This is a genomic window from Nautilia abyssi (assembly GCF_055388085.1).
Map to the genome: position 1 here is coordinate 720,320 of NZ_AP042376.1, position 24,657 is coordinate 744,976.

Annotated in this window: 20 protein-coding genes; 15 read left to right on the forward strand and 5 right to left on the reverse strand. The window is 37.2% G+C overall.

Going from position 1 to position 24,657, the window contains the following annotated elements; translation table 11 throughout:
• Positions 1-3: 3 nt before the first annotated feature.
• From ACZ5EP_RS03630 to ACZ5EP_RS03685, 12 genes are all read left to right on the forward strand, one after another.
• Positions 4-1,911: an acetate--CoA ligase family protein gene (locus ACZ5EP_RS03630; RefSeq protein WP_464509477.1), complete on the forward strand. Its 1,908-nt coding sequence runs from the start codon at positions 4-6 to the stop codon at positions 1,909-1,911.
• A gap of 136 nt (positions 1,912-2,047) precedes the next feature.
• Positions 2,048-2,380 (forward strand): carboxymuconolactone decarboxylase family protein, encoded by a 333-nt coding sequence (locus tag ACZ5EP_RS03635; protein ID WP_464509634.1) that lies wholly within the window; start codon positions 2,048-2,050, stop codon positions 2,378-2,380.
• The gene (locus tag ACZ5EP_RS03640) at positions 2,373-3,344 is read left to right on the forward strand and encodes a thiamine pyrophosphate-dependent dehydrogenase E1 component subunit alpha (protein WP_464509478.1); all 972 of its coding nucleotides are present in this window, start codon (positions 2,373-2,375) and stop codon (positions 3,342-3,344) included. The genes ACZ5EP_RS03635 and ACZ5EP_RS03640 overlap by 8 nt, the downstream gene beginning before the upstream one ends.
• Positions 3,331-4,305: an alpha-ketoacid dehydrogenase subunit beta gene (locus ACZ5EP_RS03645; protein ID WP_464509479.1), complete on the forward strand. Its 975-nt coding sequence runs from the start codon at positions 3,331-3,333 to the stop codon at positions 4,303-4,305. The genes ACZ5EP_RS03640 and ACZ5EP_RS03645 overlap by 14 nt, the downstream gene beginning before the upstream one ends.
• Positions 4,295-5,530 carry a dihydrolipoamide acetyltransferase family protein gene (locus ACZ5EP_RS03650; RefSeq protein WP_464509480.1) on the forward strand — a complete coding sequence of 412 codons (1,236 nt, stop codon included), beginning with the start codon at positions 4,295-4,297 and terminating at the stop codon, positions 5,528-5,530. Before ACZ5EP_RS03645 ends, ACZ5EP_RS03650 begins: the two co-directional genes overlap by 11 nt.
• Positions 5,523-6,818 carry a dihydrolipoyl dehydrogenase family protein gene (locus tag ACZ5EP_RS03655; protein WP_464509481.1) on the forward strand — a complete coding sequence of 432 codons (1,296 nt, stop codon included), beginning with the start codon at positions 5,523-5,525 and terminating at the stop codon, positions 6,816-6,818. The genes ACZ5EP_RS03650 and ACZ5EP_RS03655 overlap by 8 nt, the downstream gene beginning before the upstream one ends.
• Positions 6,815-9,475, forward strand: a complete 2,661-nt coding sequence (locus ACZ5EP_RS03660) for a plasma-membrane proton-efflux P-type ATPase (protein ID WP_464509482.1) — start codon at positions 6,815-6,817, stop codon at positions 9,473-9,475. Before ACZ5EP_RS03655 ends, ACZ5EP_RS03660 begins: the two co-directional genes overlap by 4 nt.
• Positions 9,472-10,725, forward strand: coding sequence for an MgtC/SapB family protein (locus tag ACZ5EP_RS03665; protein ID WP_246831100.1), 1,254 nt, complete (start codon positions 9,472-9,474; stop codon positions 10,723-10,725). Before ACZ5EP_RS03660 ends, ACZ5EP_RS03665 begins: the two co-directional genes overlap by 4 nt.
• Before the next feature lie 12 nt (positions 10,726-10,737).
• The gene (locus ACZ5EP_RS03670; RefSeq protein ID WP_464509483.1) at positions 10,738-11,643 is read left to right on the forward strand and encodes an aldolase; all 906 of its coding nucleotides are present in this window, start codon (positions 10,738-10,740) and stop codon (positions 11,641-11,643) included.
• Between the two features lie 46 nt (positions 11,644-11,689).
• Positions 11,690-13,075, forward strand: a complete 1,386-nt coding sequence (locus tag ACZ5EP_RS03675; RefSeq protein ID WP_464509484.1) for a dihydrolipoyl dehydrogenase family protein — start codon at positions 11,690-11,692, stop codon at positions 13,073-13,075.
• An 18-nt stretch (positions 13,076-13,093) separates the two neighbouring features.
• Positions 13,094-15,493 (forward strand): phosphoenolpyruvate synthase, encoded by a 2,400-nt coding sequence (gene ppsA, locus ACZ5EP_RS03680; protein ID WP_464509485.1) that lies wholly within the window; start codon positions 13,094-13,096, stop codon positions 15,491-15,493.
• 17 nt (positions 15,494-15,510) lie between these two features.
• A complete protein-coding gene (locus tag ACZ5EP_RS03685; protein ID WP_464509487.1) occupies positions 15,511-16,911 on the forward strand; it encodes an MBL fold metallo-hydrolase RNA specificity domain-containing protein in 1,401 nt (466 codons plus the stop codon).
• 57 nt (positions 16,912-16,968) lie between these two features.
• Here the strand turns inward: ACZ5EP_RS03685 and purL are convergent, their stop codons facing one another.
• Positions 16,969-19,164 carry a phosphoribosylformylglycinamidine synthase subunit PurL gene (gene purL, locus ACZ5EP_RS03690; protein ID WP_464509488.1) on the reverse strand — a complete coding sequence of 732 codons (2,196 nt, stop codon included), beginning with the start codon at positions 19,162-19,164 and terminating at the stop codon, positions 16,969-16,971.
• Between the two features lie 182 nt (positions 19,165-19,346).
• Between purL and dnaJ the strand changes: the two genes are divergently transcribed.
• Positions 19,347-20,441: a molecular chaperone DnaJ gene (dnaJ, locus tag ACZ5EP_RS03695; protein ID WP_464509490.1), complete on the forward strand. Its 1,095-nt coding sequence runs from the start codon at positions 19,347-19,349 to the stop codon at positions 20,439-20,441.
• On the opposite strand, the gene ACZ5EP_RS03700 is transcribed toward dnaJ, so the two are convergent.
• From ACZ5EP_RS03700 to folD, 4 genes are read right to left on the reverse strand one after another with little or no spacing between them, the layout of a single operon-like run.
• Positions 20,428-20,850 (reverse strand): nucleotidyl cyclase domain-containing protein, encoded by a 423-nt coding sequence (locus tag ACZ5EP_RS03700; RefSeq protein WP_464509491.1) that lies wholly within the window; start codon positions 20,848-20,850, stop codon positions 20,428-20,430. The genes dnaJ and ACZ5EP_RS03700 overlap by 14 nt on opposite strands.
• Positions 20,847-21,506 carry a site-2 protease family protein gene (locus tag ACZ5EP_RS03705; RefSeq protein WP_464509492.1) on the reverse strand — a complete coding sequence of 220 codons (660 nt, stop codon included), beginning with the start codon at positions 21,504-21,506 and terminating at the stop codon, positions 20,847-20,849. Before ACZ5EP_RS03705 ends, ACZ5EP_RS03700 begins: the two co-directional genes overlap by 4 nt.
• 13 nt (positions 21,507-21,519) lie before the next feature.
• A complete protein-coding gene (gene lepB, locus ACZ5EP_RS03710) occupies positions 21,520-22,353 on the reverse strand; it encodes a signal peptidase I (protein ID WP_464509493.1) in 834 nt (277 codons plus the stop codon).
• Positions 22,350-23,204 carry a bifunctional methylenetetrahydrofolate dehydrogenase/methenyltetrahydrofolate cyclohydrolase FolD gene (folD, locus tag ACZ5EP_RS03715; RefSeq protein ID WP_464509494.1) on the reverse strand — a complete coding sequence of 285 codons (855 nt, stop codon included), beginning with the start codon at positions 23,202-23,204 and terminating at the stop codon, positions 22,350-22,352. The genes lepB and folD overlap by 4 nt, the downstream gene beginning before the upstream one ends.
• Positions 23,205-23,265: 61 nt before the next feature.
• Between folD and ACZ5EP_RS03720 the strand changes: the two genes are divergently transcribed.
• Entirely contained in the window at positions 23,266-23,658 is a 393-nt protein-coding gene (locus tag ACZ5EP_RS03720) for a c-type cytochrome (protein ID WP_464509495.1), read from the forward strand.
• A gap of 2 nt (positions 23,659-23,660) precedes the next feature.
• Positions 23,661-24,551: an HpcH/HpaI aldolase/citrate lyase family protein gene (locus ACZ5EP_RS03725; protein ID WP_464509496.1), complete on the forward strand. Its 891-nt coding sequence runs from the start codon at positions 23,661-23,663 to the stop codon at positions 24,549-24,551.
• Positions 24,552-24,657 lie beyond the last annotated feature (106 nt).

Below are 24,657 nucleotides of genomic sequence, written 5' to 3' on the forward strand. Positions count from 1 at the left end.
AAAATGAAAGAAGCCGAAGTTTATACACTGCTGGATAAATATAACATAAAACATCCCGAATATAAGGTATTTAAATTAAACGAAGATCTGGATTTCAACATATTTCCGTGCGTTTTAAAAATACACAGTTCAAAAGTCGTTCATAAAAGCGATGTGGGCGGAGTTATTACGGATATTACTGATAAAAAGGCGTTAAAAAAAGCAAAAGAAACCATCATTAACAATCTTAAAAAAAACGGTATAACCCTTGATAATGAAGACGGTTTTATTATAGAAGAACAGATAAAAGGGCTCGAACTTTTTATAGGAGGAATATTTGATACTATTTTTGAAGAAATTCTTCTTTTCGGAAAAGGAGGCACTCTTATAGAAATAGAAAAAGACGTATGCTACATCGATACAGCTTCCGGTGAAAAAGAAATAAAAAAGTCTATTCTGAAAACTAAAATATCAAAAATTTTCCCTTCATTCAGAGGCAGACGGTATGATATAGACATCGTAATAAACGAAATCAAAAAATTTCAAAAACTTTTTGAAAACGAAGATATTAAAGAGTTTGATATCAATCCTTTTTTATACACCGACAAAGGTCTCATTGCGGTAGATGCAAGAATAAAAAAAGGAAAACCGGAAAAAAAACATCATTTAAACAAAACGGTGTCTTTATTTAATAATGAAAAAGTTGCCCTTTTAGGAGCAACGGACAAAGAAAACAAAGTAGGATATGCAATTGCAAAAAACTCCCTCAAATCAAACGCCGAGGTATATTTTGTAAATCCGAGACTTAAAACACTCTTTAATAAACCTGTATATAACCAAATAGACTCACTTCCGGAAATAGACACGGCTGTAATAGCCATTCCAACACAGTTTGTTTTAGACTCGGTTAAACAGCTTATTAAAAAAGGATGTAAAAACTTCATTATAATCTCAGCGGGATTTAAAGAAATCGGAAATACAAAAGCCGAAAACGAATTAAAATCTCTTGCCGAAAAATATAATATAAATATTGTCGGTCCGAACTGCCTGGGAATTTACAATGCCGAAAAAACTCTAAATCTTACATTTGCAAAAAGCAAAATCCATAAAGGCAATATCGGTCTTATTTCCCAAAGCGGAGCGGTTTTAACGGCAATAATGGACAAAGCCGAACATTATAAAATAGGTTTTTCACATATAATTTCGATGGGAAATATGGCCGATTTTAATTTTGCAAACGCCATTGACGAATTAAACGCCCAAAAATCGTGCGAAATAATCTCTATTTATGCAGAAGGCCTGCAATACGGAAAAGCATTTTTAGAATCTCTTAGAAAATCCCAAAAACCCGTACTTCTCTTTAAAGCCGGGAAAAGCAAAGCGGCTAAAAAAGCGGCATTTTCCCATACCGGGAATATAGCCGGAAACTATGAAATGATAATAAACCTTGCCCGTTCGGCAGGAGCTGAGATAAAAGAATCGATAGAAAGTCTTATTTTCTCACCTAAATTCAATCATATTGAAGAAATTGTCATCGTCACAAACGCAGGAGGTCCGGGCACTGTTTTAACAGATCTTGTCAGCAGATATAAAAAAATTAAAACACTGGATAAAAGCATAATAGAAAAACTAAACGGCGTACTGCCCCCAACATGGTCTCACAACAATCCCGTCGATGTTATAGGAGACGCAACCGCCCAAAGATACGACAGCGCTTTAAAAATTTTAGCGCCACTAAGCGAACTTATTTTTGTTATCGTAACACCCCAGTTTATGACGGATGCTGAAAAAATAGCCCGGATACTGGTTAAATATCAAAATGTAATACCCGTTATGCTTGGAAAAACCTCCTTTGAAAAAGCAAATGAAATTTTTGAAAAATCCCATACGCTTTATTTTACCTCTTTGGAAGAAGCTTCTAAAATCCTCTGATTTTTCTCTTTTTTATTTTTTTGTCATTTTCATGTTATTTTTTCCTTTTTTTAAGGATTGTTTAAAGTTTACGGAGTTATAATAAATAAAGGACTAAAAAAGATTTAGTCTACTTCACTGAAGGAGGGTTCAAATGATGAAAGAAAAACTACAGGAAATTCAAACTCTCATTAAAAATCTGCAGGAAAACGCACCTGAAGAAACCAAAACATTTTTTTCATTTATGCAAAGTGTAGAAAAAGACGGAGCTGTAAGCGCAAAAAACAAAGAGCTTATTAATGTTGCGTTGGCGGTAGCCGCACAGTGCGAATGGTGTATTGCGTTTCATACCAAAAACGCTCTTAAACTCGGAGCAAGCAAAGAAGAAATAGTTGAAGCCGCAATGCAGGCGGTACTTATGCACGGAGGTCCGGCACTCATGTATATGACTCCCCTTTTTAAAGCACTAGAAGAGTTTAGCAATGAATAGTGCGAGAGTTAAAAAGTTTTATTATTTAATGAAACTCGGCCGCGAGTTTGAGCTTGCGGCAAAACGCGAATATATGAACGGGAACATTGCCGGATTTTTACATCTGGATATAGGTCAGGAAGCCGTAAGTGTCGGAACTATGCAGGCTTTTGACAAAGGAGACGTGTTTACACACTACAGAGAACACGTACTGGCAATTGCCAGAGGAATGGATCCCAAACTCGTAATGGCCGAGCTGTTCGGCAAAAAAACGGGCATAAGCAAAGGCAAAGGCGGATCAATGCACCTGTTTGAGCCGAAACTTGATTTTTACGGGGGAGACGCAATAGTGGCAGGACATCTGCCTATAGCCGTCGGATGTGCATATGCCAGAAAAATCCAGGGCGAAAATGCCGGTGTATTCTCTATATTCGGAGACGGTGCAAGCAATGCGGGCGCTTTTTTTGAAAGTATCAATATCGCAAGCGCATGGAAACTGCCTATAATATTTTTCCTTGAGAATAACTTTTACGCAATCGGTACGCATATTTCATGGGTAAGCCCGTTTATCGAACAGTTCCATAAAGTCAAAAACTATATGCCGACAAAAGTAATAGACGGTATGAACGTATGTGAAGTGTATGATGCCGTAACCGAAGCAAAAGAATATATAGAAAACGGACTTGGTCCATATTTTATTGAAGCGAAAACTTACAGGTACGAAGGACACAGCATGAGTGATGCCGGGAAATACAGAAGCGAGGAAGAGCTTGAAATATACAAAAGCAAAGACCCTATTGAAAATCTTAAAAAAGAAGCGTTGAAAAAAGGTCTTGCTGACGAAAGATATTTCCGGGAAACTGACGCAAAAGTAGAACATATAATAAACGAAGCCGTTGAATTTGCGAAAAATTCGCCTGAACCCGATGTGGAAGAACTGTATGACGGGGTATTTTGTAAGGAGTGTGAAAATGTTATACCGTAGCGCATTAAATAAAGCGATAGACGAATCCATGGAAGCGGATTCAAGTGTAGTTATTTTAGGTGAAGACGTAGGGAGATACGGAGGCAGTTACCGCGTCAGCGAGGGGCTTTTTTCAAAGTACGGAGAAAAAAGGGTAATTGACACACCTATTGCGGAACTCAGCATAGTGGGAAACGCAATAGGTATGGCAATTGCCGGGCTCAGACCGATAGCGGAAATAATGACCGCAAACTTTTCCCTGCTTGCAATGGATCAGATTATAAACCATGCTGCAAAATTCAGATATATGAGCGGAGGCAAAATGACTATTCCTCTAACTGTCAGAATCCCGGGAGGTGTCAGCAGACAGCTTGCCGCGCAGCACAGTGAAAATTATGAAACAGTTTTCAGTTCAATACCCGGACTTATTGTTCTTGCCGCAAGCAATGCCTCATATGCTTATTACGGCTTAAAATGGGCTGTTTTCAGCAACGACCCTGTTGTGTTTTTAGAACACGAGCTTTTGTATCCCATGGATATGGAATTCAGAGAAATAAAAAATTTTGATCCGTTTAAAGCAGAAATAGTAAAAGAAGGCAAAGATGTTACGATCATCACATACCTGAAAATGAGATATGACGTAATTGAAGCCGCAAAAGAACTTGAAAAAGCCGGAATAAACGCTGAAATAATAGATTTAAATTCTCTAAGGCCTCTTGATATCGAAACAATTGCTAATTCCGTTAAAAAAACAAAAAAAGCCGTAATTGTGGAAGAAGACCATAAAACAGGAGGAATGGGCGCTGAAATACTTGCACAGATAACAGAAAAATGTTTTTACGATTTAGACGCGCCGGTTTTAAGAATAGCCGGAGAAGACGTGCCGATTCCGTATAACAGAAAACTTGAACTCGCTTCAATCCCTACCCCTGAAAAAATAGTCAAAAAAATTTTAGAGTGGAAGGCTGAAAATGGAATATAAAGTAACCATGCCTATTCTCAGCGATACGATGGACAAAGGCAAAATTACAAAATGGTACGTCAAAGTTGGAGACATCGTAAAAAAAGGCGATAAACTGTGCGAAGTCGAAAGCGACAAAGCCACTATGGATATTGAAAGTTTTGTTGACGGAAAAGTAAAAAAAATAGTTGTAAAAGAAGGCGATGAGGTTCCTGTAAAAAGCGTAATAGCTATAATTGAGAATGGAGAATTGAAAATTGAGAATGAAAAAAATGTAAATACAGCAGAAAAGTCAAAGAGTGAAATAAACACCTCATCTGAAAATAAAAAACAGGCCGAATCCTCAAAAGAGCCGGAAGATATTGATATTGATACAATTATAAGTTCGGTTTTAAATACGTCTGAAGAAAACAGAACCGTTTCCGGCAGCGCCAGTCCCGCAGCAAAGAAAAAAGCGGCTGAACTCGGAATAGACATAGAAAAACTTCAGGAAAAAAATGAAATTCCAAAACCCGCACATATAAAAGACATAGAAGAGCATATAATCAGCAGATATTTCACACCGAAAGCCGCTAAACTGCTTAAAGAGTACAATATTAATTACGACACATTCAAGCTTGATCATAAAATTGACAGCACAGAGGTTATAAATTACATAAAACAGAACAATATACCGAAAATTTCAACACTTACGCCAAACCAAAAAGCGGTTGTAAAAACGCTCGAAAATTCACTTACCAAGCCGGTGTTTTTTATTTTTGAAGAAATAGAAATTACAAAAAAAGAAGGAATCAAAATAACGGCTCAGATTATAAAAGCCCTCGCAAACGCAATGCAGAAAAACCCTTTAAGCCGATCAATTCTAAAAGACGGTAATTTACTAACCTATCCCGCTTCTAATATTTCGGTAGCCGTCAGCAGAGAAGACGGACTTTTTATGTGTGTAATTAAAAATGCGGAAGAAAAAACTTTACAGGAAATAAATGAATGGCTGAAAGAAATTAAAACAAAAAAACTCAGCATCGAAGATTTGACGGGTTCCACATTCGGAATAAGCAATTTAGGAATGTTTAATATTGAAAGCTTCACAGCGGTAATCAATGATAAAGACGCGGGAATAGCGGCATTCGGAAAACTAACAGAAAATAAAATAAAAACAGCTTTTACGATAGACCACCGAATATTAAACGGTGTGGAGGCTGCGATGTTTGTTAACGATTTCAAAGAGGAGATAAAAAATGTATGACGTAATAATTATAGGAGGAGGCTTGGGATACACAGCAGCCATAGTCCTAGGCAAAGCCGGCAAAAAAGTGGCTTTAATAGAAAAAGACCTCTCACATATTGGAGGAACATGCCTGCATAACGGATGTATTCCTTCTAAAAACCTGCTTCACAGGGCTAAAACAGTAATAGAATCCCAAGAAGACGTTTTTACAAAAAAGGCTTCCGTAAATCTTAAAAATATAAAAGAAAAAATCGAAGCGATTTTGCAAAAAAGCACTTCGGCCGTTATAAACCAGTGTAAAGCCGCAGGAGTAGATCTTATAGAAGGAAAAGCCGAAATAACTGATGAGGGGGTAAAAGTCGGAAACAAAATATTTAACCAGGCGTATACAATAATAGCAACCGGCTCAAAACCAAGAATTCCTTCAGAAATAGAAATAGATTACAAAAAAATAATCACATCAGACGAAGCGCTAAAAATGGAACATATTCCAAAAGAAATTTCCATTTACGGCACTGGGGCCATAGGTCTGGAAATGGCAACCGTTTTTGCCGCATTCGGAAGCAAAGTCAATCTGATATACAGACATGAAAACATATCAAGAAAATTTCCTCAGGCTATTACTCAAAATCTTGAAAAACAGCTAAAAAACATAGGAGTAAATCTTATTCCTAATACTTCTATACAAAAAGCTTATGTTAAAAACAATAAAGCGGTAATACATACGCAAGACAAAACCTTTGAAACGGAATATCTGCTTGTGGCAACCGGAAGAGTGCCTGATACAGACGCCGTTAAAACAGATAAAATCGCAATAGAAAAAGGCGCCGTTAAAACGGACGAATATTTCCGAACCACAATGCCCGGGGTATTTGCCATAGGCGACTGTAACGGCAAACTACTTTTAGCCCACGCGGCAAGGGCGGAGGCCCTCAATGTAGCAGATCAGATACTTGGAAACAAAGAAAAACTCAATCTTAAAAATATTCCAAAATTCATATACACTCTTCCTCTTTCTTACGCAAACATAGGTAAAGCCACTGAAAATTCCGCTTCTTTTCCACTTTCTTATCTGGGTATTTCAGGAAGCGGCTTTGGAGATAAAAACGGAATGGTGATACTTTATTCGGATGATGAAAATTTCATAACGGGAGCCGACATACTCGCACCCAATGCGGAAGAGCTTATAGGAATTATAGCTACTGCCCTTACTGCAGAGCTTGATATCAATACGTTCAAAAAAACAGTATTTCCGCACCCTACATACAGTGAGGCAATCGACAGAACTTTAAGGAGGTTTAGATGAAAACGGAAGATTATAAAAATATACCCGTTGAAAAAGTTGCAGGAGAATTTCAGACGGATCTTGAAAAAGGTCTAAGCTCAGAAGAAGCCAAAAAAAGACTTAAAAAATACGGACCGAATGAAATCCCTGAATATAAAGAGCCCTTATGGCACAGGATTTTCAGAAGATTCTGGGGACCGATTCCATGGATGATCGAAATTGCGGCCGTTTTAAGCGCACTGGTCCACAGATGGGAAGATTTCACCATTATTATGATAATGCTTTTTACAAATGCTATTTTGGACTTTTACCAGGAGCACAAAGCATTAAACGCAATTGAAGTATTAAAGAAAAAACTGGCGCGCAAATCCACGGTTTTAAGAGACGGACAATGGATGGAAATACCGGCTAAAGAACTGGTACCCGGAGACATTATTAAAATAAAAATCGGAGACATTGTTCCAGCAGACGTAAAACTCATAGGAGGCGGCGAGTTTTTATCAGTCGACCAGTCGGCACTGACGGGTGAAAGTCTGCCGGTAACCAAAAAACCTGGTGACGTCGCCTTTTCAAATTCGGTAATAAAACAAGGAGAAATGACTGCTTTGGTTGTAGGCACCGGCCTTAATACATATTTCGGTAAAACAGTCGGACTTGTAGCCAAAGCCGAACACAATCAAAGAAGCCATTTCCAAAAAATGGTTATTAACGTTGGTAATTATCTTATATTAATTACCGTTATTATGGTAGCTATTATCATTTTTGCCGGAGTAAAAAGACACGAAAATATTTGGGAGCTTTTGGAATTTTCGCTTGTATTAACGGTCGCGGCAATACCTGTCGCACTTCCAACCGTGCTTACCGTAGTAATGGCGGTAGGAGCGGTTAACCTTGCAAGAAAACAGGCAATAGTATCCCGTCTTGCCGCAGTAGAGGAAATGGCGGGTATGGATATACTCTGTTCGGATAAAACAGGAACGCTCACCCAAAATAAAATGACTGTAGGCACTCCTTACATAGAGGAAAACCACACTCCGGAAGAGCTTTTTAAATACGCCCTGTTTGCCAGTAAAAAAGAAAATAACGACCCAATTGAAAAACCAATTTTTGAATGGGCGGAAAAAAACAAGCTGAAACTGCCTGAATTTAAACTGATTAAATTTATACCGTTTGACCCTGTACGTAAAAGAACGGAAGCCTATATAGAACTGGACGGTAAAAAAATAGTAGCGACAAAAGGCGCTCCTCAGGTTATTATTGAAATGTGCAACCTGGATAAAGAACATAAACAAAAAGCTTATGCAAAAGTAGAAGAGTTCGCCCAGGACGGCTTTAGGACACTCGGAGTTGCTTACAAACTCGAAGATGAAAACAGTTTTCATTTCCTGGGTCTGATTCCTCTGTATGACCCGCCAAGACCGGACTCCAAAGAAGCTATAGAAGAAGCCAAAGAAAAAGGCGTGGAAGTTAAAATGGTAACGGGAGACAATGTAGCCGTTGCAAAATATATAGCAAAAATACTCGGAATCGGAGAAAACATATATTCAATAAGAGAGCTTAAAAACGAAACGCACGACGAATATATCACACTCGCTCAGATTATTTCCAAAGCTTTACTCAAAAGTATGAATTTAAGCGATGAGGAAATAAAAGAAAAAGTTGATCAGATCACATCTCTCGTAAAAAAAGAAGTGGGTAAACTTACAAAAGGCAGCGTAAAAAGACACGAAAGCGAAATAGTAAAAATAATAGAAGAGGCGAACGGATTTGCGGAAGTTTATCCGGAAGACAAATATTTTATAGTCGACGAACTTCAAAAAGCCGATCATATCGTAGGTATGACGGGTGACGGCGTAAACGACGCACCGGCTTTGCGTAAAGCGGACACCGGAATTGCGGTAAGCGGAGCAACGGACGCGGCAAGAGCCGCTGCGGATATTGTGCTACTGGCACCGGGACTCAGGGTTATAGTAGACGCGATTAAAGAAGCCAGAATAACGTTTGAAAGGATGAAAAGCTATACCATTTACAGAATAGCCGAAACAATCAGGGTGATTTTATTTATGACTCTTGCTATCGTTATTTTTAATTTCTATCCTATTACGGCACTGATGATTATCCTTTTGGCACTTTTAAACGATATCCCTATTCTTTCAATCGCATATGACAACACAAAAATAGAAAAAAAACCGGTCCGATGGGATATGCACGAAATGCTTGTACTCTCAACGTGGCTTGGTATCGCAGGGGTGCTCAGCAGTTTTACAATCTTTTATATTACGATGGTATATATCCAGGCGCATCCAGACAGTGCATTCTTCCCTGATATCCCAAGCTGGATAAACGTTCACGATCCGAAAAGCTGGCTGTTGTTTGTGCAAAGCGCATTTTTTACCAAACTTGTAATGGCCGGACACTGGACTATCTATAACACCAGAACAAGCGACTGGTTCTTTAAAAAACCTTATCCAAGCTGGATTTTACTTGTAGCCTCTTTTTCAACTGCGTTTTTAGGCCTCATTATAGGTGTTTACGGATTCGGATTAATTACGCCTATCGGCTGGAAATGGGGAATATTCCTATTTTTCTATACCGTTGTGTGGTTTGTATTTAACGATTTCGTTAAAAGAGCGGTTGTAAAATATTACAGAAAAGCAAAAGGAATTGACGTACTATGAAAATGTTAAGTTTTATTCCTCAGGATTTAATTTATCTTATTATAGTCACGTCCCTTTCTTTCCTGATAGGCCTTGAATTAAAAAGCTACAGAGAAAGCAAAAATGTACAAAAAACTCATATCGGCTCCGCAAGAACCTATACTTTCATAGGTATTGCGGGATTTGTGTTCTTTAAAATAAATCTTTATTTTTATATTGCGGGATTTTTATCCCTTACGCTTTTATATGCGATTCATTACTATTACAAAACAATACACGACAGAACTTCCATCGTTTCATATCTTGTAATGAGTATAGTTTACAGTTTCGGCGCTCTGATAGAGGCCTACAACAACGTATGGCTTGTGGCGTTTCTATTCGTACTTGTTGTATTTATACTCAATTATAAATCCCACACCCAGAATTTCTTAAACGAAATAAACGAAAAAGAGATTGAAACACTAGGAAAATTTCTGCTTTTAAGTGCGGTAATCCTGCCTATACTGCCTGATACGGAAATCAAATACATAAATATCTCTCCTTTTAAAATATGGCTTGTAGTCGTTATCATTTCTGCAATATCATACGGCAGCTATCTGGCTCAAAAATTCATATTCAAAAACAAAGGATACCTGCTTACAGGAATTTTCGGAGGTCTTTACAGCTCTACAGCCACAACCGTTGTATTAAGCAAAAAAGCGTTAAGCATTAAGGCAAAAGGAGACATATTAAGTATTATCAATTCATCTATTATCGTGGCTACTTCGATGATGTACTTAAGACTTCTTGTAATTGCTGTGATTTTCAATTTTCAGGTGGCAAAAGCCATTTCTCTGCCTTTAATCTTATTTGCGGCAGCCGGAATAGTAATATCTTTTGCCCTTTACAAAAAACAGACCGCAAGCAATGTGCCTATTGACGATAGAAACCCTTTAGAACTTGGAACGGCTTTCGTTTTTGCATTTTTGTTTGTAGCAATGATGGCTATTACCCATTATGTAACGGCTCATTTTGGAAACGTAGGACTTAAAATCCTCTCTTTCATTATAGGTTTTACGGATATAGACCCGTTTGTCCTGTCTCTAATGACAGGCAAATTTCACATTACATTGAATGCAATATCTGCGGCAATAGTAATAGCAGCCGGAAGCAACAATATATTAAAAGCCATATATGCACTGATTTTCAGTAAAAAAATAGCAAAAACAGCGGCAATATGGCTTTTTGTACTTGGTATTTTAACAATAGCTTACGGATTATTCGTATACTAAAAGGAGTATAAAATGTTAGAAAAATATTTACCTGCCGATGTTCCGGCAGAAAAAAGAAAAGAATTTTTAAATATCCTTGAAGAGGTTACAAACTCTACAGGAAGACTTATGCTGTTTGCGGGAGATCAGAAAGTAGAACATCTAAACAATGATTTCTACGGTGAGGGAATCCCGGAAGACGACCATAATCCCGAACATCTTTTTCAAATCGCATCAAATGCAAAAATAGGAGTTTTTGCAACACAGTTCGGACTTATCAGCAGATACGGAGTGGATTATCCGGATATACCTTATCTTGTTAAACTGAATTCTAAAACCAACATAATCCCGTATGAAGCCAAAGATCCGTATTCCGAACAGTGGCTGAGTGTTAATGACGTTGTTGAATTTAAAAAATACAGCGGAGTTAACATTAAAGGCGTAGGATATACCGTGTATCTCGGAAGCGAACACGAACATTCAATGCTCAAAGAAGCCGCAAATATAGTTCACCAGGCACACAAAAACGGGCTTTTGGCAGTATTATGGATGTATCCGAAAGGAAAATTCATTCAAGACGAACACGATAAACACCTGATAGCGGGAGCCGCAGGTGTAGCGGTATGTCTCGGAGCGGACTTTGCAAAAGTGAAAGTTCCTTATGAAAACAGTCAGTTTAAACCCGAACTCCTTCATGAAGTAGTTCAGGCTGCCGGAAAATGCGGTGTATTATGTGAAGGCGGTAAAAAAATAAATGAAGAAGAGTTTTTAAAAGAATTATACGAACAGATTCACATCGGAGGCACGAGAGGAAACGGTACGGGCAGAAACATACACCAAAGACCTCTTAAAGAAGCAATAAAAATGGCAAATGCTATATATGCAATAACTTGCGAAAACAAAAACACGCAAGAAGCATTAAAAATTTTGAATTCTTAAGCTTTCTTAAAGTTTTAAAAAGATATAATAAACCAAAGGATAGAAAATGGAGTATGATTTAATCGTAATAGGAGCCGGACCGGGCGGAACGCCCGCAGCAATGGCGGCAGCCGCATTCGGTAAAAAAGTTTTACTAATAGACAAAAGAGAAAAACCCGGCGGTGAATGTCTTTTTGAAGGATGTATACCCTCAAAAGTTTTGGAAAACGCCGCTAATAAATTCGCTTTACTGAAAGAAGCTCCGAATTTCCATATAGATCTGTCTAAATCACCTCAAATCCACTGGGAAGAAGTATTAAAAGACAAAGAAGCAATTATAAAAAAAAGAGCTGAAGCAGCATACGAACAGATCCAGCAAAACCCGAATATCGATTATATTCAAGGTGCTGCAAGTTTTGAAAGTAAAAACAGTATTAAAGTAAACAGTCAGATTTTTACTTTTAAAAAAGCTCTGATCGCTACCGGCGCAAAAGTAAATCTGCCGCCTTTTAAAGGCAACGGTATTGAAAAAGCCTGGACAAACAGGGATGTTTTTTTTGAAAAAGAGCTTCCTGAAGAAATCGTTTTTATAGGAGCCGGAGCCATAAGCTGCGAACTTGCAGGAATGTTTAATAAACTCGGTGTAAAATGCACTATCCTTGAAAGAGGAGAAAGAATACTTAAAAGACTCGATAAAGAAGCGGCCTTGTTCGTTCAAAATAAAATGATAAAAAACGGTATTGATATAAAATTGAACGTAAATCTGGAAAAGATAGATTATGAAAACGGCAAATTCAAAATATATTACAACACTTCAGTTTTAGAATCCAAAAAAGTTCTTCTTGCCACAGGAAGAATTGCAAATCTTGAAGGTCTTAATCTTGAAAAAGCTTCCGTTGAATATGACAGACACGGAGTAAGAGTAGATTCTACCCTTAAATCTAGCAATGAAAACATCTACGCCTGCGGAGACTGTATAAATACTCCTAAATTCGCCCATACGGCGACATATGAAGCAGGAGTGGCCGTTCATAATATGTTCGCCCCGAATAAAAGAGAGGTGAATTACGACAATAATTCCTGGGTTCTGTTTACAAACCCTCAAATCGCATCAGTCGGAATTGACGAAAAAGAAGCGGAAAAAAGAAACATAGACATCGCCGTAGAAAAATACGATTATAAAATAGACGCCAAAGCTCAAATAGAAAAAAAACCTTTCGGATTTATCAAATTCGTAATGCATAATAACAAGATTATAGGTATTCAGATTTTAAGCGAAGACGCCGAAAGCCTGATAGGAGAAGCGTCTTTAATAGTATCTAAGAAAATGTCGCCAACAGACCTGTTAAACACAATTCATCCCCATCCAACTTTAACGGAAGGGTTCGGCAAACTTGCACAGCAGATATTTTTTAAAGAAATGATTAAAAGATTCAAAAACAATCCAAATTAAAAACAAAAAGGAGAAATTATGAGCGCGTTTATCAAATGGTTTAAAGAAATAGGTATAAAAGACACTGATGAAGTCGGAGGCAAAAACGCAAGTCTGGGAGAAATGTATAATCATTTGACACCTTTAGGCGTAAACGTCCCAAACGGCTTTGCAGTAACTGCAACCTCATATAGGCATTATCTTGATGTGAATAATTTATGGGAGCCTATTGCCAAACTGTTTAAAAACTTCAATCCTGACGACATAGACGAATTAAAAGCTGTAGGAAAAGCAGCAAGAGGCCTTATAATGAAAGGCGAAGTGCCTGAAGATTTAAAAAAAGAAATTCTAAGCAGTTATGCAAAACTTAAAGAAGAATACGGAGATGACGTAAGTTTGGCTGTCAGAAGTTCTGCAACGGCTGAAGATTCTCCCACAGCTTCTTTTGCGGGACAGAATGAAACGTACTTAAATATCAAAGGTGACGACAACCTGCTGTGGGCATATAAAATGTGTATAGCTAGCAACTTTACCGACAGAAGTATAAGTTACAAATATACTCATAATTTCGATCCTTTAAAAGTATATTTATCAGCCGTAATAATGAAAATGGTCAGGAGCGATTTAGGAAGCAGCGGTGTTATGTTCAGTATTGATACCGAAACCGGATTTAAAGACGTTGTATTTATAAACGCGGCATGGGGACTTGGTGAAAACGTGGTTCAGGGAACTATCGATCCTGACAGCTTTTTTATACATAAACCTACATTCAAAAAAGGCCATAAAGCTGTATTGAAAAGAAAAAGAGGAAATAAAGAAAAAACAATGGTTTTTTCTGACAAATTAGAAACCGCTAATCTAGCGGAACAGTTCACTAAAAACATTAAAACCCCTATAGATAAAAAAATGCAGTTTGCAATTACAGATGAAGAAGTTCTGCAGCTGGCTGACTGGGCTATCAAAATAGAAGAACACTATACAGAAGTAAACGGTCATTATACGCCTATGGATATGGAATGGGCAAAAGACGGAGTAGACGGAAAATTATATATGGTTCAGGCAAGACCTGAAACGGTTCATTCTCAGGAAAGTATTAACGAATTTGAAATATATAAACTAAAAGAAAGATCAAACGTTATTTTAACCGGTAATGCCGTAGGAGAAAAAATAGGAGCCGGCAAAGTAAAAATCCTAAAAAGCATGGCTGAAGCCGATAAATTTGAAAAAGGTGACGTGCTTGTCGCGACAACCACTTCTCCCGACTGGGAACCCGTAATGAAAATAGCAAGCGCTATTATTACCGAAACGGGAGGCAGAACATGCCATGCGGCGATTGTCAGCCGTGAGCTCGGCAAACCGGCAATAGTGGGAGCAAAAAACGCCACTAAAATATTAAAAGAAAATCAGGAAGTAACTGTCAGCTGTGCCGAGGGGGAAGTCGGAAAAGTTTATGAAGGAATACTTGATTTTGAAATAGAAAAAGTGGACATTTCAAAACTTCCTCGTCCTAAAACAAAAATTATGATGAACCTCGGAAACCCTGAACTTTCTTTTTCTCTTGCCAAACTTCCGGTAGACGGTATAGGACTTGCCAGAATGGAATTTATTATAAACACATACATCAAAGCTCACCCTATGGCTATAAAACATCCTGAAATTTTAAGTGATACTGAAAGAGCTTTAATAGACGAACTTGCATTTCCTTACGACGGGGAGCCCGAAGATTTCTTTATCAAAACATTGAGCGAAGGTGTTGCAACCCTTGCAGCCGGAGTTTATCCTAAAAAATGTATAGTCAGAATGAGTGATTTCAAATCAAACGAATATGCCAACCTTCTTGGCGGTAGACATTTTGAACCTGTGGAGGAAAATCCTATGATAGGTTTCAGAGGAGCCGCCAGATATACTCACCCTAATTACAAAGACGGATTTGAGCTTGAATGTAAAGCAATGAAACGGGCTATATTTGATATGGGGTTTGAAAATATAGTTTTAATGATACCGTTTTGCAGAAGAGTCGAAGAAGCAAAAAGAGTAAAAGAAATTTTAACTCAAAACGGCCTTGGAGATGTTGAAACATACATGATGTGCGAAATTCCGAACAACGTAATACTGATAGATGAATTTTTAGATGTTTTTGACGGAATAAGCATTGGTACAAACGATTTGACACAGCTTACATTGGGAGTTGACAGAGACTCTCAAATAGTGGCGTTCGATTATGAAGAAAGAGACGAAGGTGTCAAAAAAATGGTTAAAATGGCCGTAGAAGGCGCTAAAAGAAATAAAAAATATTCAGGACTATGCGGGCAGGCTCCAAGCGATTATCCTGAGTTTGCCGAATTTTTAGTAAGTATTGGAATAGAAAGCATGAGTCTAAACCCGGACAGCGTGCTTAAAATTATAAAAGATATAGCGGAAATGGAAAATAAAAAATAATTTATAAAGGACTGGTAATGGAAAATCAAACATATGAGCAAAGTTTCGGTGCCGCTAAAGTCGTAACTGGCTCGGCACATTTATTAGATACAGGAAAAAGCAAAATTTTAATCGACTGCGGTATGTTTCAGGGACTGGAAGAACACAAAAACTATGAGCCTTTCGGTTTCGATCCCAAAGAAATAGACGCGTTAATAATTACCCACGGACATTTAGACCATGTGGGAAGAATTCCTCTTCTTTACAAAGGAGGATTTAAAGGAAAAGTTTTTGCCCACCCGGCCACGTTTGACATAGCAAAAATAGTTTTAATGGACGCCGGAAAACTCCAAGAGGAAGAATATAAAACCAAATATAAAAAAGCTCAAAGACGCGGAAAAGAAAAAGAGGTCAGAAAACCTCTTTTCACTCAGGATGAAGTAAAAGAAATATTCAAAAAAATGAACAGACAAAAAATAGAATATGACAAAAAAATAAAAATCACAAAAGATATCAAAGCCACATTTAAAGACGCCGGACATATCTTAGGCAGCAGTTTCGTAGAAATCGACTTTAAAGAATTTGATATTAAAAAAAGAATAGTTTTCAGCGGAGATTTGGGAAATAAAAACAACGGAATACTGCCAAAACCACATACTCCGACATATGCCGACGCTTTATTTATTGAATCTACATACGGAGATAGAAACCACAAAAACATTGACGACAGTATCAGAGAATTTAAAAGCGTAATTATAAATACTCTTTTAAACGGAGGGAACGTGTTAATTCCGACTTTTGCAATAGAAAGAGCACAGCAGATACTGTGTATACTCAAAGAAATGAGCGAAGAAAAATCACTTCCTAAAAACGCAAAAGTATTTCTTGATTCGCCTATGGCTACAAAGGTTACAAGCGTTTATAAAAAATGGGACCAGCTTTTAAGCAAAAAATGTCAAAAATATAAAAAACACCCATTTGAATTCGATCAGTTAAGACTGGTAAGAGACGTAGAAGAAAGTAAAGCGATAAACAAAATAGAAAGAGGAGCCGTAATTATAGCCGGAAGCGGAATGTGTAACGGCGGAAGGATTCTTCATCATATGAAACACAGAATATGGAATCCGAGAAACGCACTGCTGTTTGTAGGATATCAGGCAAAAGGGACACTCGGAAGAGATATTATTGACGGTGCGAAATTCATAAGAATTTATCATGAAGAAATAATAGTCAAATCAAAAATTTACACAATTAACGGATTCTCAGCACATGCCGATCAAAAAGAGCTTCTTGAATGGATGAATGAATTTGAAAAACTTGACAGAATTTTCTTAATACACGGTGAATACGACAAACAGGTTATATTTAAATCCGTAATCCACTCATACTTCGATAAAAAAGCACATATAGTAGAACAGGGAGAAAAGATTTATCTTTAATCCCTTCTATAAATTCAATAATCGAAAATCAAAAAAGAAGCAAAAAGCCGGAATTTATTAAATTATTTCGTTTTTAAGAATTTTAGGGAAAGTATTGAAGTATATATCTTTAGCTTTTTCAAGAGAAACTTCGACATCATTAATTTTAATTTTATCTCCGCCGACTTTTCCTACTTTTTCAAAATAAATGCCCTTATCACTGCAGAGTTTTTCAAACTCGGCTTCGTTTTCGGGTTTAACTTCCACAAAAGCCCTGCTTAAAGATTCGGCAAATATATCTTTAGGAGAATTCACGCTGATATTCAAATCAAGCCCTTTATCGCTTACACACGCCCATTTATATGCAGCAATTGCCGCTCCACCGGTAGAAATATCTTTTGCGCTTTCAATCAGATCGCTTTGCAGTACGTCCCAAAGTTTAAGTTCTTTTTCAAAATCAACCTCAGGATGAACTCCTGCAACTTTATCTCCGAAAACTTTAAGATAAAGACTTCCGCCAAACTCAGGTTTTGTTTCACCTAAAATATAAACGCTGTTGCCTTCATTTTTAAGGTCAGTCGTTCTGTAATCGTCGCCCGCACCGACCATTGCAATTTCAGGAGTAGGATATACACCCTCCCCTTCATTTTCATTATAAAGTGATACGTTACCGCTTACAACAGGAGTATTGAGTTCACGGCATGCTTCTTTGATACCTTCGCATCCCATTTTAAACTGCCACATAATTTCAGGATTTAGAGGGTTTCCGTAATTCAGACAGTCAGTAATCGCTAAAGGCTTTATTTTTTTAACGGCTACGTTTCTTCCGGCTTCCATTACTGCAGCTGCTGCTCCCTTTTTAGGATCGATATAATTAAATCTTGCGTTACAGTCACACGCCATTCCTAAAAATCTACCGTTTTCTTTGACTCTAATTACGCTTCCGTCGGCTCTTTTTGTATCTACGGTATTTGTCTGTACCATTGAGTCATACTGCTCGTAAATCCACGCTTTGTCAACCACTTCGCTTTCACTAATAAGTTTTTCAAACGCAGTTTGCGGATCTACTTCAGGAATTTCAACGTTTTTGATTTCTTTAAGGTATTCTGGCTCTTTTACGGGTCTAACAAGCTCAGGTGCTTCTTCCGTAATAGGATCTACAGGAATATCCGCCACTTTCTCTCCGTGCCAGAACAGTTCAACTCTTCCGGTGTCGGTAACTTCACCGATAACCTCGGCATCAAGGTCGTATTTTTTAAATATTTCGATAACTTTGTCCTCATACCCTTTTTTGGCACAGATAAGCATTCTTTCTTGGCTTTCGCTTAGCATAAGCTCATAAGGATTCATGCCCTCTTCTCTCATCGGAACTTTGTCAAGGTGCATTACAAGTCCGCTTCCGCTTTTACCCGCCATTTCAAAACTTGAAGATGTAAGTCCCGCAGCACCCATATCCTGAATACCCACTATATAATCGGTTTTGAAAAGTTCCAAACAGGCTTCCATTAAAAGTTTTTCAGTAAAAGGATCCCCTACCTGAACTGTAGGTCTTTGATCTTCGTCGCCTTCTTTAAAGCTGTCAGAGCTCATTACGGCACCGCCAAGTCCGTCTCTTCCTGTTTTAGACCCTACGTAAATTACAGGATTTCCGATACCTTCGGCTTTTGCGTAAAATATTTCATCCTGAGGACAAATTCCGAGTGAAAATGCGTTAACTAAAATATTACCTTTATAACACTCTTCAAACGCAGTCTCTCCTCCGATCGTAGGAACGCCTATACAGTTTCCGTACCCGGCAATTCCTGCAACTACACCGTGAAGCAGATGCCTGTGAAGTTTGGCAGTCTCGTCGTTGCCTTTAATATGGGCAAATCTGATTGCATTAAGGTTTGCAACAGGTCTTGCTCCCATTGTAAAAATATCTCTAAGTATTCCCCCTACTCCCGTAGCCGCTCCCTGATAAGGTTCAATAAAAGATGGATGGTTGTGAGATTCCATTTTAAATACAGCCGCCATATTACCGCCTATATCAATAACCCCTGCATTTTCTCCGGGCCCCTGAATAACCCAAGGCGCTTCAGTAGGAAATCCTTTTAGATATACTTTACTTGATTTATATGAGCAGTGTTCGCTCCACATCGCACTAAATACACCAAGTTCAACAAAATTAGGTTCTCTTCCTAAAATTTTTTTAATATGTTCATAATCTTCCCAAGATAATTTATGTTTCTCAAGCACTTCGTTTAATTGATTTTTATCAATTTCATATGCCATAATGTACCTTTTTTTAAAGAAATTATACCATATATTAAGTTGGGAAGTTGTTAAGTGGGTAAGTAGATAAGTGGTTAAGGAATTTAGACAATTATAAAACTTTTTACAGATTCACAACTTAACCGCTTCACAACTTACCCACTAAAGTTGTTATAATTCCACAAAAAATTTAGGAGGGGCAGTTGGATTATTATGAAATATTAGGTGTTGAAAGAACTGCTACAAAAGTAGAAATAAAAAAAGCATACCGAAAACTGGCTATGAAATACCATCCTGACAAAAATCCGGGCGACAAAGAAGCCGAAGAGATGTTTAAAAAAATAAACGAGGCTTATCAGATTTTGAGCGATGATGAAAAAAGAGCCATTTACGACAAATACGGAAAAGAAGGTCTTGAAGGACAGGGATTCAAAACAGATTTTGATTTCGGTGACATCTTCGATATGTTTAACGATATATTCGGAGGAGGATTCGGCGGGGGAAGAGCCGAAGTACAGATGCCTTACGACATAGACAAAGCCGTTGAAGTAACATTAGAATTTGAAGAAGCGGTTTACGGGATAAGCAAAGAAATAGAAATTAGTTATTTTAAATTATGTCCGAAATGTCACGGAACAGGAGCGGAAGAGAAAGAAACATGCCCTAGCTGCCACGGAAGAGGAAGTATAATCATGGGCAACGGATTTATGAGAATTTCCCAAACATGTCCTCAGTGTAACGGCAGAGGTTTTATTGCCAAAAAGGTATGTAACGAATGCCGTGGCAAAGGTTATATTGTAGAAAAAGAAAAAGTAAAAGTTGACATTCCCGCCGGAATCGATACCGGTATGAGAATGAGAATAAAAGGCCACGGAAACCAGGATATAAGTGGATACAGAGGCGATTTATATCTGATTTTCAATGTTAAAGAATCAAAAATTTTCAAAAGAAAAGGCAATAATCTTATCGTTGAAGTCCCAATATTTTTTACAAGCGCAATTCTCGGAGACAGCGTAAAAATACCAACTTTAAGCGGAGAAAAAGAGATAGAAATCAAACCTCACACAAAAGACAATACAAAAATCGTTTTCAGAGGAGAAGGTATTGCGGATCCGAATACGGGATATAAAGGCGATCTGATAGCAATATTAAAAATCGTTTATCCTAAAAAACTGTCCGATGAACAAAAAGAACTGCTTGAAAAACTTCATAAAAGTTTCGGAGGAGAAATTAAAGAACATAAAAGCCTGCTGGAAGAAGCTATAGATAAAGTAAAAAGCTGGTTTAATAAATCTTAATTTTACTTTCTATCTCTTCTATTATCTCTTCAATATTTTCAGTTACCGTTATATTGACAGAAACACCCTTTTCATTTAAAATATTTTCCAGCTTCTGCCTTACTTTATACATACCTAATTCCCCGGTTTCAAAAAGTAATATTACAAAAGCATTGTCATATTTTGCCAGCAAATCGCTTTTTCTTATGTTTTTTTTAAGTACATCGATTTTATCTGCTTTAAATGCAAATAAAAGAAGATTGATTTTTATATTTTTGTATCTTTTGTATATTTCGAGACTCTGTTTTAAATATTCAATAAAAAAAGCTTTTGAATAAATATCGTATTTAGGATCTTTAATTAAATTAACATACAGTTTTTCAATAATTTCAACGAGCTTTTCTTTAGGTAATTCCGTAAGTTTATTCATAATAATATCTTAATCAAAACCTCAGCCGGATAAAAAAAATAATTACTCAACGGTGTAAACAGTATAATCATTAATATAATCATACCGTACGGTTCTATTTTATTATAAAACTGCACAACCTTATACCATTTAAACTCTAAAGACAGATACTTAAGCGCATTAGCACCGTCAAGAGGAGGAATCGGAAACAGGTTAAACACAGCCAATATAACGTTTATAAGTACAGTATACATCAAAAACATATATAAAAACAGACTAATCAAACCGCTTGGCTCACCTACCAAACCGATAACACTTGAAGCAATAACGGCTAAAGCAAAATTATAAACAACTCCTGCGACGGAAACATTAAACGCTCCGATATAACCACCTCTGTTTACAACGGTAAATATATTTACAGGCACAGGCTTAGCCCATCCGAAAACTATCGGATCGGCAACACCTGCAAGCTTTTGAGAAATAAACAAAATCAATGGAAAAACAATACTTCCAAAAGGGTCTATGTGTTTTAAGGGATTGATGCTAAGTCTGCCTTCTTGTGTGGCAGTAAGATCGCCGTAATGTTTGGCTACTAGTCCATGCATTATTTCATGGCCGACTATCGCAATAACAAAAGCAAAAGCCAGAGCCGTGTATTTAATAATATAAAATTCCACATAAATCCTTTAATTAATCTGCATTAGGATTACAGCCGGCTGTCAGATACGGCTTTTTACCTTCTCTGAGTTCATTTTCAATTTCATTTATCGTTTTACCTATTCTGTTCCATCTGATTGTATAGTTTGGACAGTTTTCAGCTTCGTCCTCTCCCGGTTTTTGCATTACCCAGCTCATATAGATAAACCAAGGCTTCCCTACTATCAGTTTATACGGCACCGGTCCCCAGAATCTGCTGTCGTCACTGTGGTCTCTATTGTCACCCATCATAAAATAATTGTCTTTAGGCACTATTACAGGTCCGTAATTAATAACTTCTTCAGGAAAATCCACTTTAGGATCGTGATGAATACCGGGATGCATTTTCATATACGGATTAAGAGCCCATTTTTCACCGTTAATAACAACTACTTTCGCTTTCATTTTTTTAGCGAAAGCAACTGTTTTTTCATCATTGTTTTCAACTCTTAAATACAGATTTTTATTCCTAACCATCAATTTGTCGCCGCCTACGGCCACGCATCTTTTAACAAAGTGAAGTTTAGGATTTACAGGGTATCTGAATATAACTATATCTCCTCTTTTTGGTCTCGGACCGTCGATTAGATGCCCGTCACCCCTGAAATCCGGAAGCAGCGGTATCTCTAACCAGGGAATATGAGGAATTGGAACTCCGTATGCAAATTTTTTGGCAAAAAGCGCGTCTCCCGGCATTAGCGTTCTTTTCATACTGCCGCTCGGAATTACAAAAGCCTGAGCCAAAAAGAAAATAATAAGTAAAACAATAACAATAGTGCCGGTCCATGTATTCGACCAGTTATACAGTTTTTTCAGTTTCTCTTTCATTTAACCTCTTTCGCAAAATTTTTAGCGGCTTTTACCGTATTTTTAAGAAGCATAGCAATTGTCATAGGCCCTACACCGCCAGGTACGGGAGTAATATATGAAGCCTTTTTGCTTACGTTTTCAAAATCAACATCACCTACAATTCTTCTGTCATCCAGTCTGTTAATACCTATATCTATAACAATCACTCCGTCTTTTACCATATCTGCTGTAATCAGATTAGGCTTTCCGACTCCTACTATTACTATGTCGGCTCTTTTTGTATGGGCGGATAAGTCTTTTGTTTCTATGTGGCAGATATCAACAGTAGCCCATGCGTTTAAAAGAAGAGCCCACATTGGTTTACCTACAATATTGCTCGCACCCACTACACAAACGTCTTTACCTTTGAGGTCAATGTCATATTCTTCAAAAAGTTCCATTACCCCTAAAGGCGTACAAGGAGCAAAAGTATCAAGCCCTTCGACAAGTCTTCCCATATTGTAAGGATGGAAACCGTCAACGTCTTTGCTCGGATCTACCGCTTCAAGTATTTTTGTGGTGTCTATATGTTTTGGCAGCGGCAGCTGAATTAAAAGTCCGTGCAAATTAGGATTATCGTTTATTCTTTTTATAGTAGACAATAATTCTTTTTCGCTTACACTTTCCGGAAATTCGTGAACGGCGCTGTAAATTCCAACTTTTTGGCATGCGCTTCTTTTCATTTTTACATATGTATGACTGGCAGGGTCATTACCTACAAGTATTACGGCAAGTCCGGGAGTTATCCCTTTGTTTTTCAACTCTTCAACTTCTGTTTTTAAATTATCTTTTATTTTTTCGGAGAGTTTTTTTCCATCAAGAATTGTCATTATCTTTCCTTTTTGATAAAATGAGAAATATTTGAAATTTTAACATAAAAGGTGAAAGTTAATGTTAATTCGCTTCTTTTTTGCCACTTTGTTTGTTTTTCTTTACGCCAAAGGAGACAACTGGTTCATTACAAACCTGGAATACGGCAAAATGCTCTACAACAACCCAAGAGGAATAAGCTGTGCAAAATGTCACGGTATAAAAGGAAAAGGCAAAGTTATTACCTCATACATTAATTCAAAAGATAAAAAAGTAATCATTAAAACGGTTCCTATCAAAAACATAACATTTGATAAGCTAAAAAAAGCACTTTTCCATCAGATAAAAATAAAACCTGTACTTCGCAAAAACCCTAAATCACCTCTCAGATTTATGAATATTATGCCTAAGTACGATTATCTCACCGACGATGAAATAAAAGCGCTGCTGTTATATCTCAAATCAAAGGACTGACCATGATCTTCGAAGACATCTCGGAATTTGAAAACATTGTCAAAACCAACAATATCAAAAAAGCCCTCTCCTATATTAAACATTCATCTTCTTCCCAGTTATCCAGTACAAAAAAAAGAAGTGTTCTTATGGTAAGCGGCCATCAGGTTAAACATCTAAACAAAATAGACTCTCTTCCGGCAGATGTAATAATGCTAAATCTTGAAGACGGCGTCCCGAAAGAAAAAAAAGAAATAGCAAGAATAATGACAGCCGTATTTTTGTCCAACTTAAAAAACAGCGGGAAAGAAATTGTAATAAGAGTCAATCCTATAAACGAAGGAGGTCTTGACGATATTAAATTTTTAGATAAATTCAGTTTCAATGCGTTTAGAATTCCAAAAGTTAACAGTATCGAAGAAATTGACGACGTATTTATGATCACAAACAAAGAAATTCATGCTTCCATCGAAACAAAAGAAGCGTTTTTTAACATTAAGGAATTGACTCATCCCAAACTGACGACATTTTATATAGGTATATACGATCTATTAAACGAACTTAAAATTTCCCATTCAGTTATAAATCTTGAAAATCCTTTAATTCACAGAATTTTAAGCGATTTTTCACTTACGTGCAGATACAAAAACATCATTCCGATAGGATTCGTATACCAGCAGTATAAAGATCTCGAAGGTTTCAAAAAATGGTGCCTGCTTCAAAAAAACCTTGGAATACAGGGTGTCGGATGTATAACTCCTGCCCAGTGCGAAATAGCGAATAAAATATTTGATGAAGATTTGGAGTTTGCAAAAATGATAGTAGAAAGGTTTGAAAAAGAAGGACCGTTTACCATTGACGGCCTGTATGTAGACGAGCCGATATATAAAAATTATAAAAATGCACTTTCATGAGTATTTTTGTAACAAAATTATAAATCTATCCATATTTTTAAACATTTTATAAGCAAAAAACAGTATAATTCCGTCAGTTTTTCTTTCCTTAAATTTTACTTAAAGG

Excerpts from the sequence above, each read along its gene's own strand:
- ACZ5EP_RS03720 (WP_464509495.1), top strand. The coding sequence starts at position 23,266 with ATGTTAATTCGCTTCTTTTTTGCCACTTTGTTTGTTTTTCTTTACGCC.
- ACZ5EP_RS03640 (WP_464509478.1), top strand. The coding sequence starts at position 2,373 with ATGAATAGTGCGAGAGTTAAAAAGTTTTATTATTTAATGAAACTCGGC.
- ACZ5EP_RS03650 (WP_464509480.1), top strand. The coding sequence starts at position 4,295 with ATGGAATATAAAGTAACCATGCCTATTCTCAGCGATACGATGGACAAA.
- ACZ5EP_RS03635 (WP_464509634.1), top strand. The coding sequence starts at position 2,048 with ATGAAAGAAAAACTACAGGAAATTCAAACTCTCATTAAAAATCTGCAG.
- ACZ5EP_RS03655 (WP_464509481.1), top strand. The coding sequence starts at position 5,523 with ATGTATGACGTAATAATTATAGGAGGAGGCTTGGGATACACAGCAGCC.
- ACZ5EP_RS03670 (WP_464509483.1), top strand. The coding sequence starts at position 10,738 with ATGTTAGAAAAATATTTACCTGCCGATGTTCCGGCAGAAAAAAGAAAA.
- ACZ5EP_RS03685 (WP_464509487.1), top strand. The coding sequence starts at position 15,511 with ATGGAAAATCAAACATATGAGCAAAGTTTCGGTGCCGCTAAAGTCGTA.
- ACZ5EP_RS03725 (WP_464509496.1), top strand. The coding sequence starts at position 23,661 with ATGATCTTCGAAGACATCTCGGAATTTGAAAACATTGTCAAAACCAAC.
- ACZ5EP_RS03630 (WP_464509477.1), top strand. The coding sequence starts at position 4 with ATGAAAGAAGCCGAAGTTTATACACTGCTGGATAAATATAACATAAAA.
- folD (WP_464509494.1), bottom strand. The coding sequence starts at position 23,204 with ATGACAATTCTTGATGGAAAAAAACTCTCCGAAAAAATAAAAGATAAT.
- ACZ5EP_RS03700 (WP_464509491.1), bottom strand. The coding sequence starts at position 20,850 with ATGAATAAACTTACGGAATTACCTAAAGAAAAGCTCGTTGAAATTATT.
- ACZ5EP_RS03675 (WP_464509484.1), top strand. The coding sequence starts at position 11,690 with ATGGAGTATGATTTAATCGTAATAGGAGCCGGACCGGGCGGAACGCCC.
- ACZ5EP_RS03665 (WP_246831100.1), top strand. The coding sequence starts at position 9,472 with ATGAAAATGTTAAGTTTTATTCCTCAGGATTTAATTTATCTTATTATA.
- ppsA (WP_464509485.1), top strand. The coding sequence starts at position 13,094 with ATGAGCGCGTTTATCAAATGGTTTAAAGAAATAGGTATAAAAGACACT.
- ACZ5EP_RS03660 (WP_464509482.1), top strand. The coding sequence starts at position 6,815 with ATGAAAACGGAAGATTATAAAAATATACCCGTTGAAAAAGTTGCAGGA.
- ACZ5EP_RS03645 (WP_464509479.1), top strand. The coding sequence starts at position 3,331 with ATGTTATACCGTAGCGCATTAAATAAAGCGATAGACGAATCCATGGAA.
- lepB (WP_464509493.1), bottom strand. The coding sequence starts at position 22,353 with ATGAAAGAGAAACTGAAAAAACTGTATAACTGGTCGAATACATGGACC.
- purL (WP_464509488.1), bottom strand. The coding sequence starts at position 19,164 with ATGGCATATGAAATTGATAAAAATCAATTAAACGAAGTGCTTGAGAAA.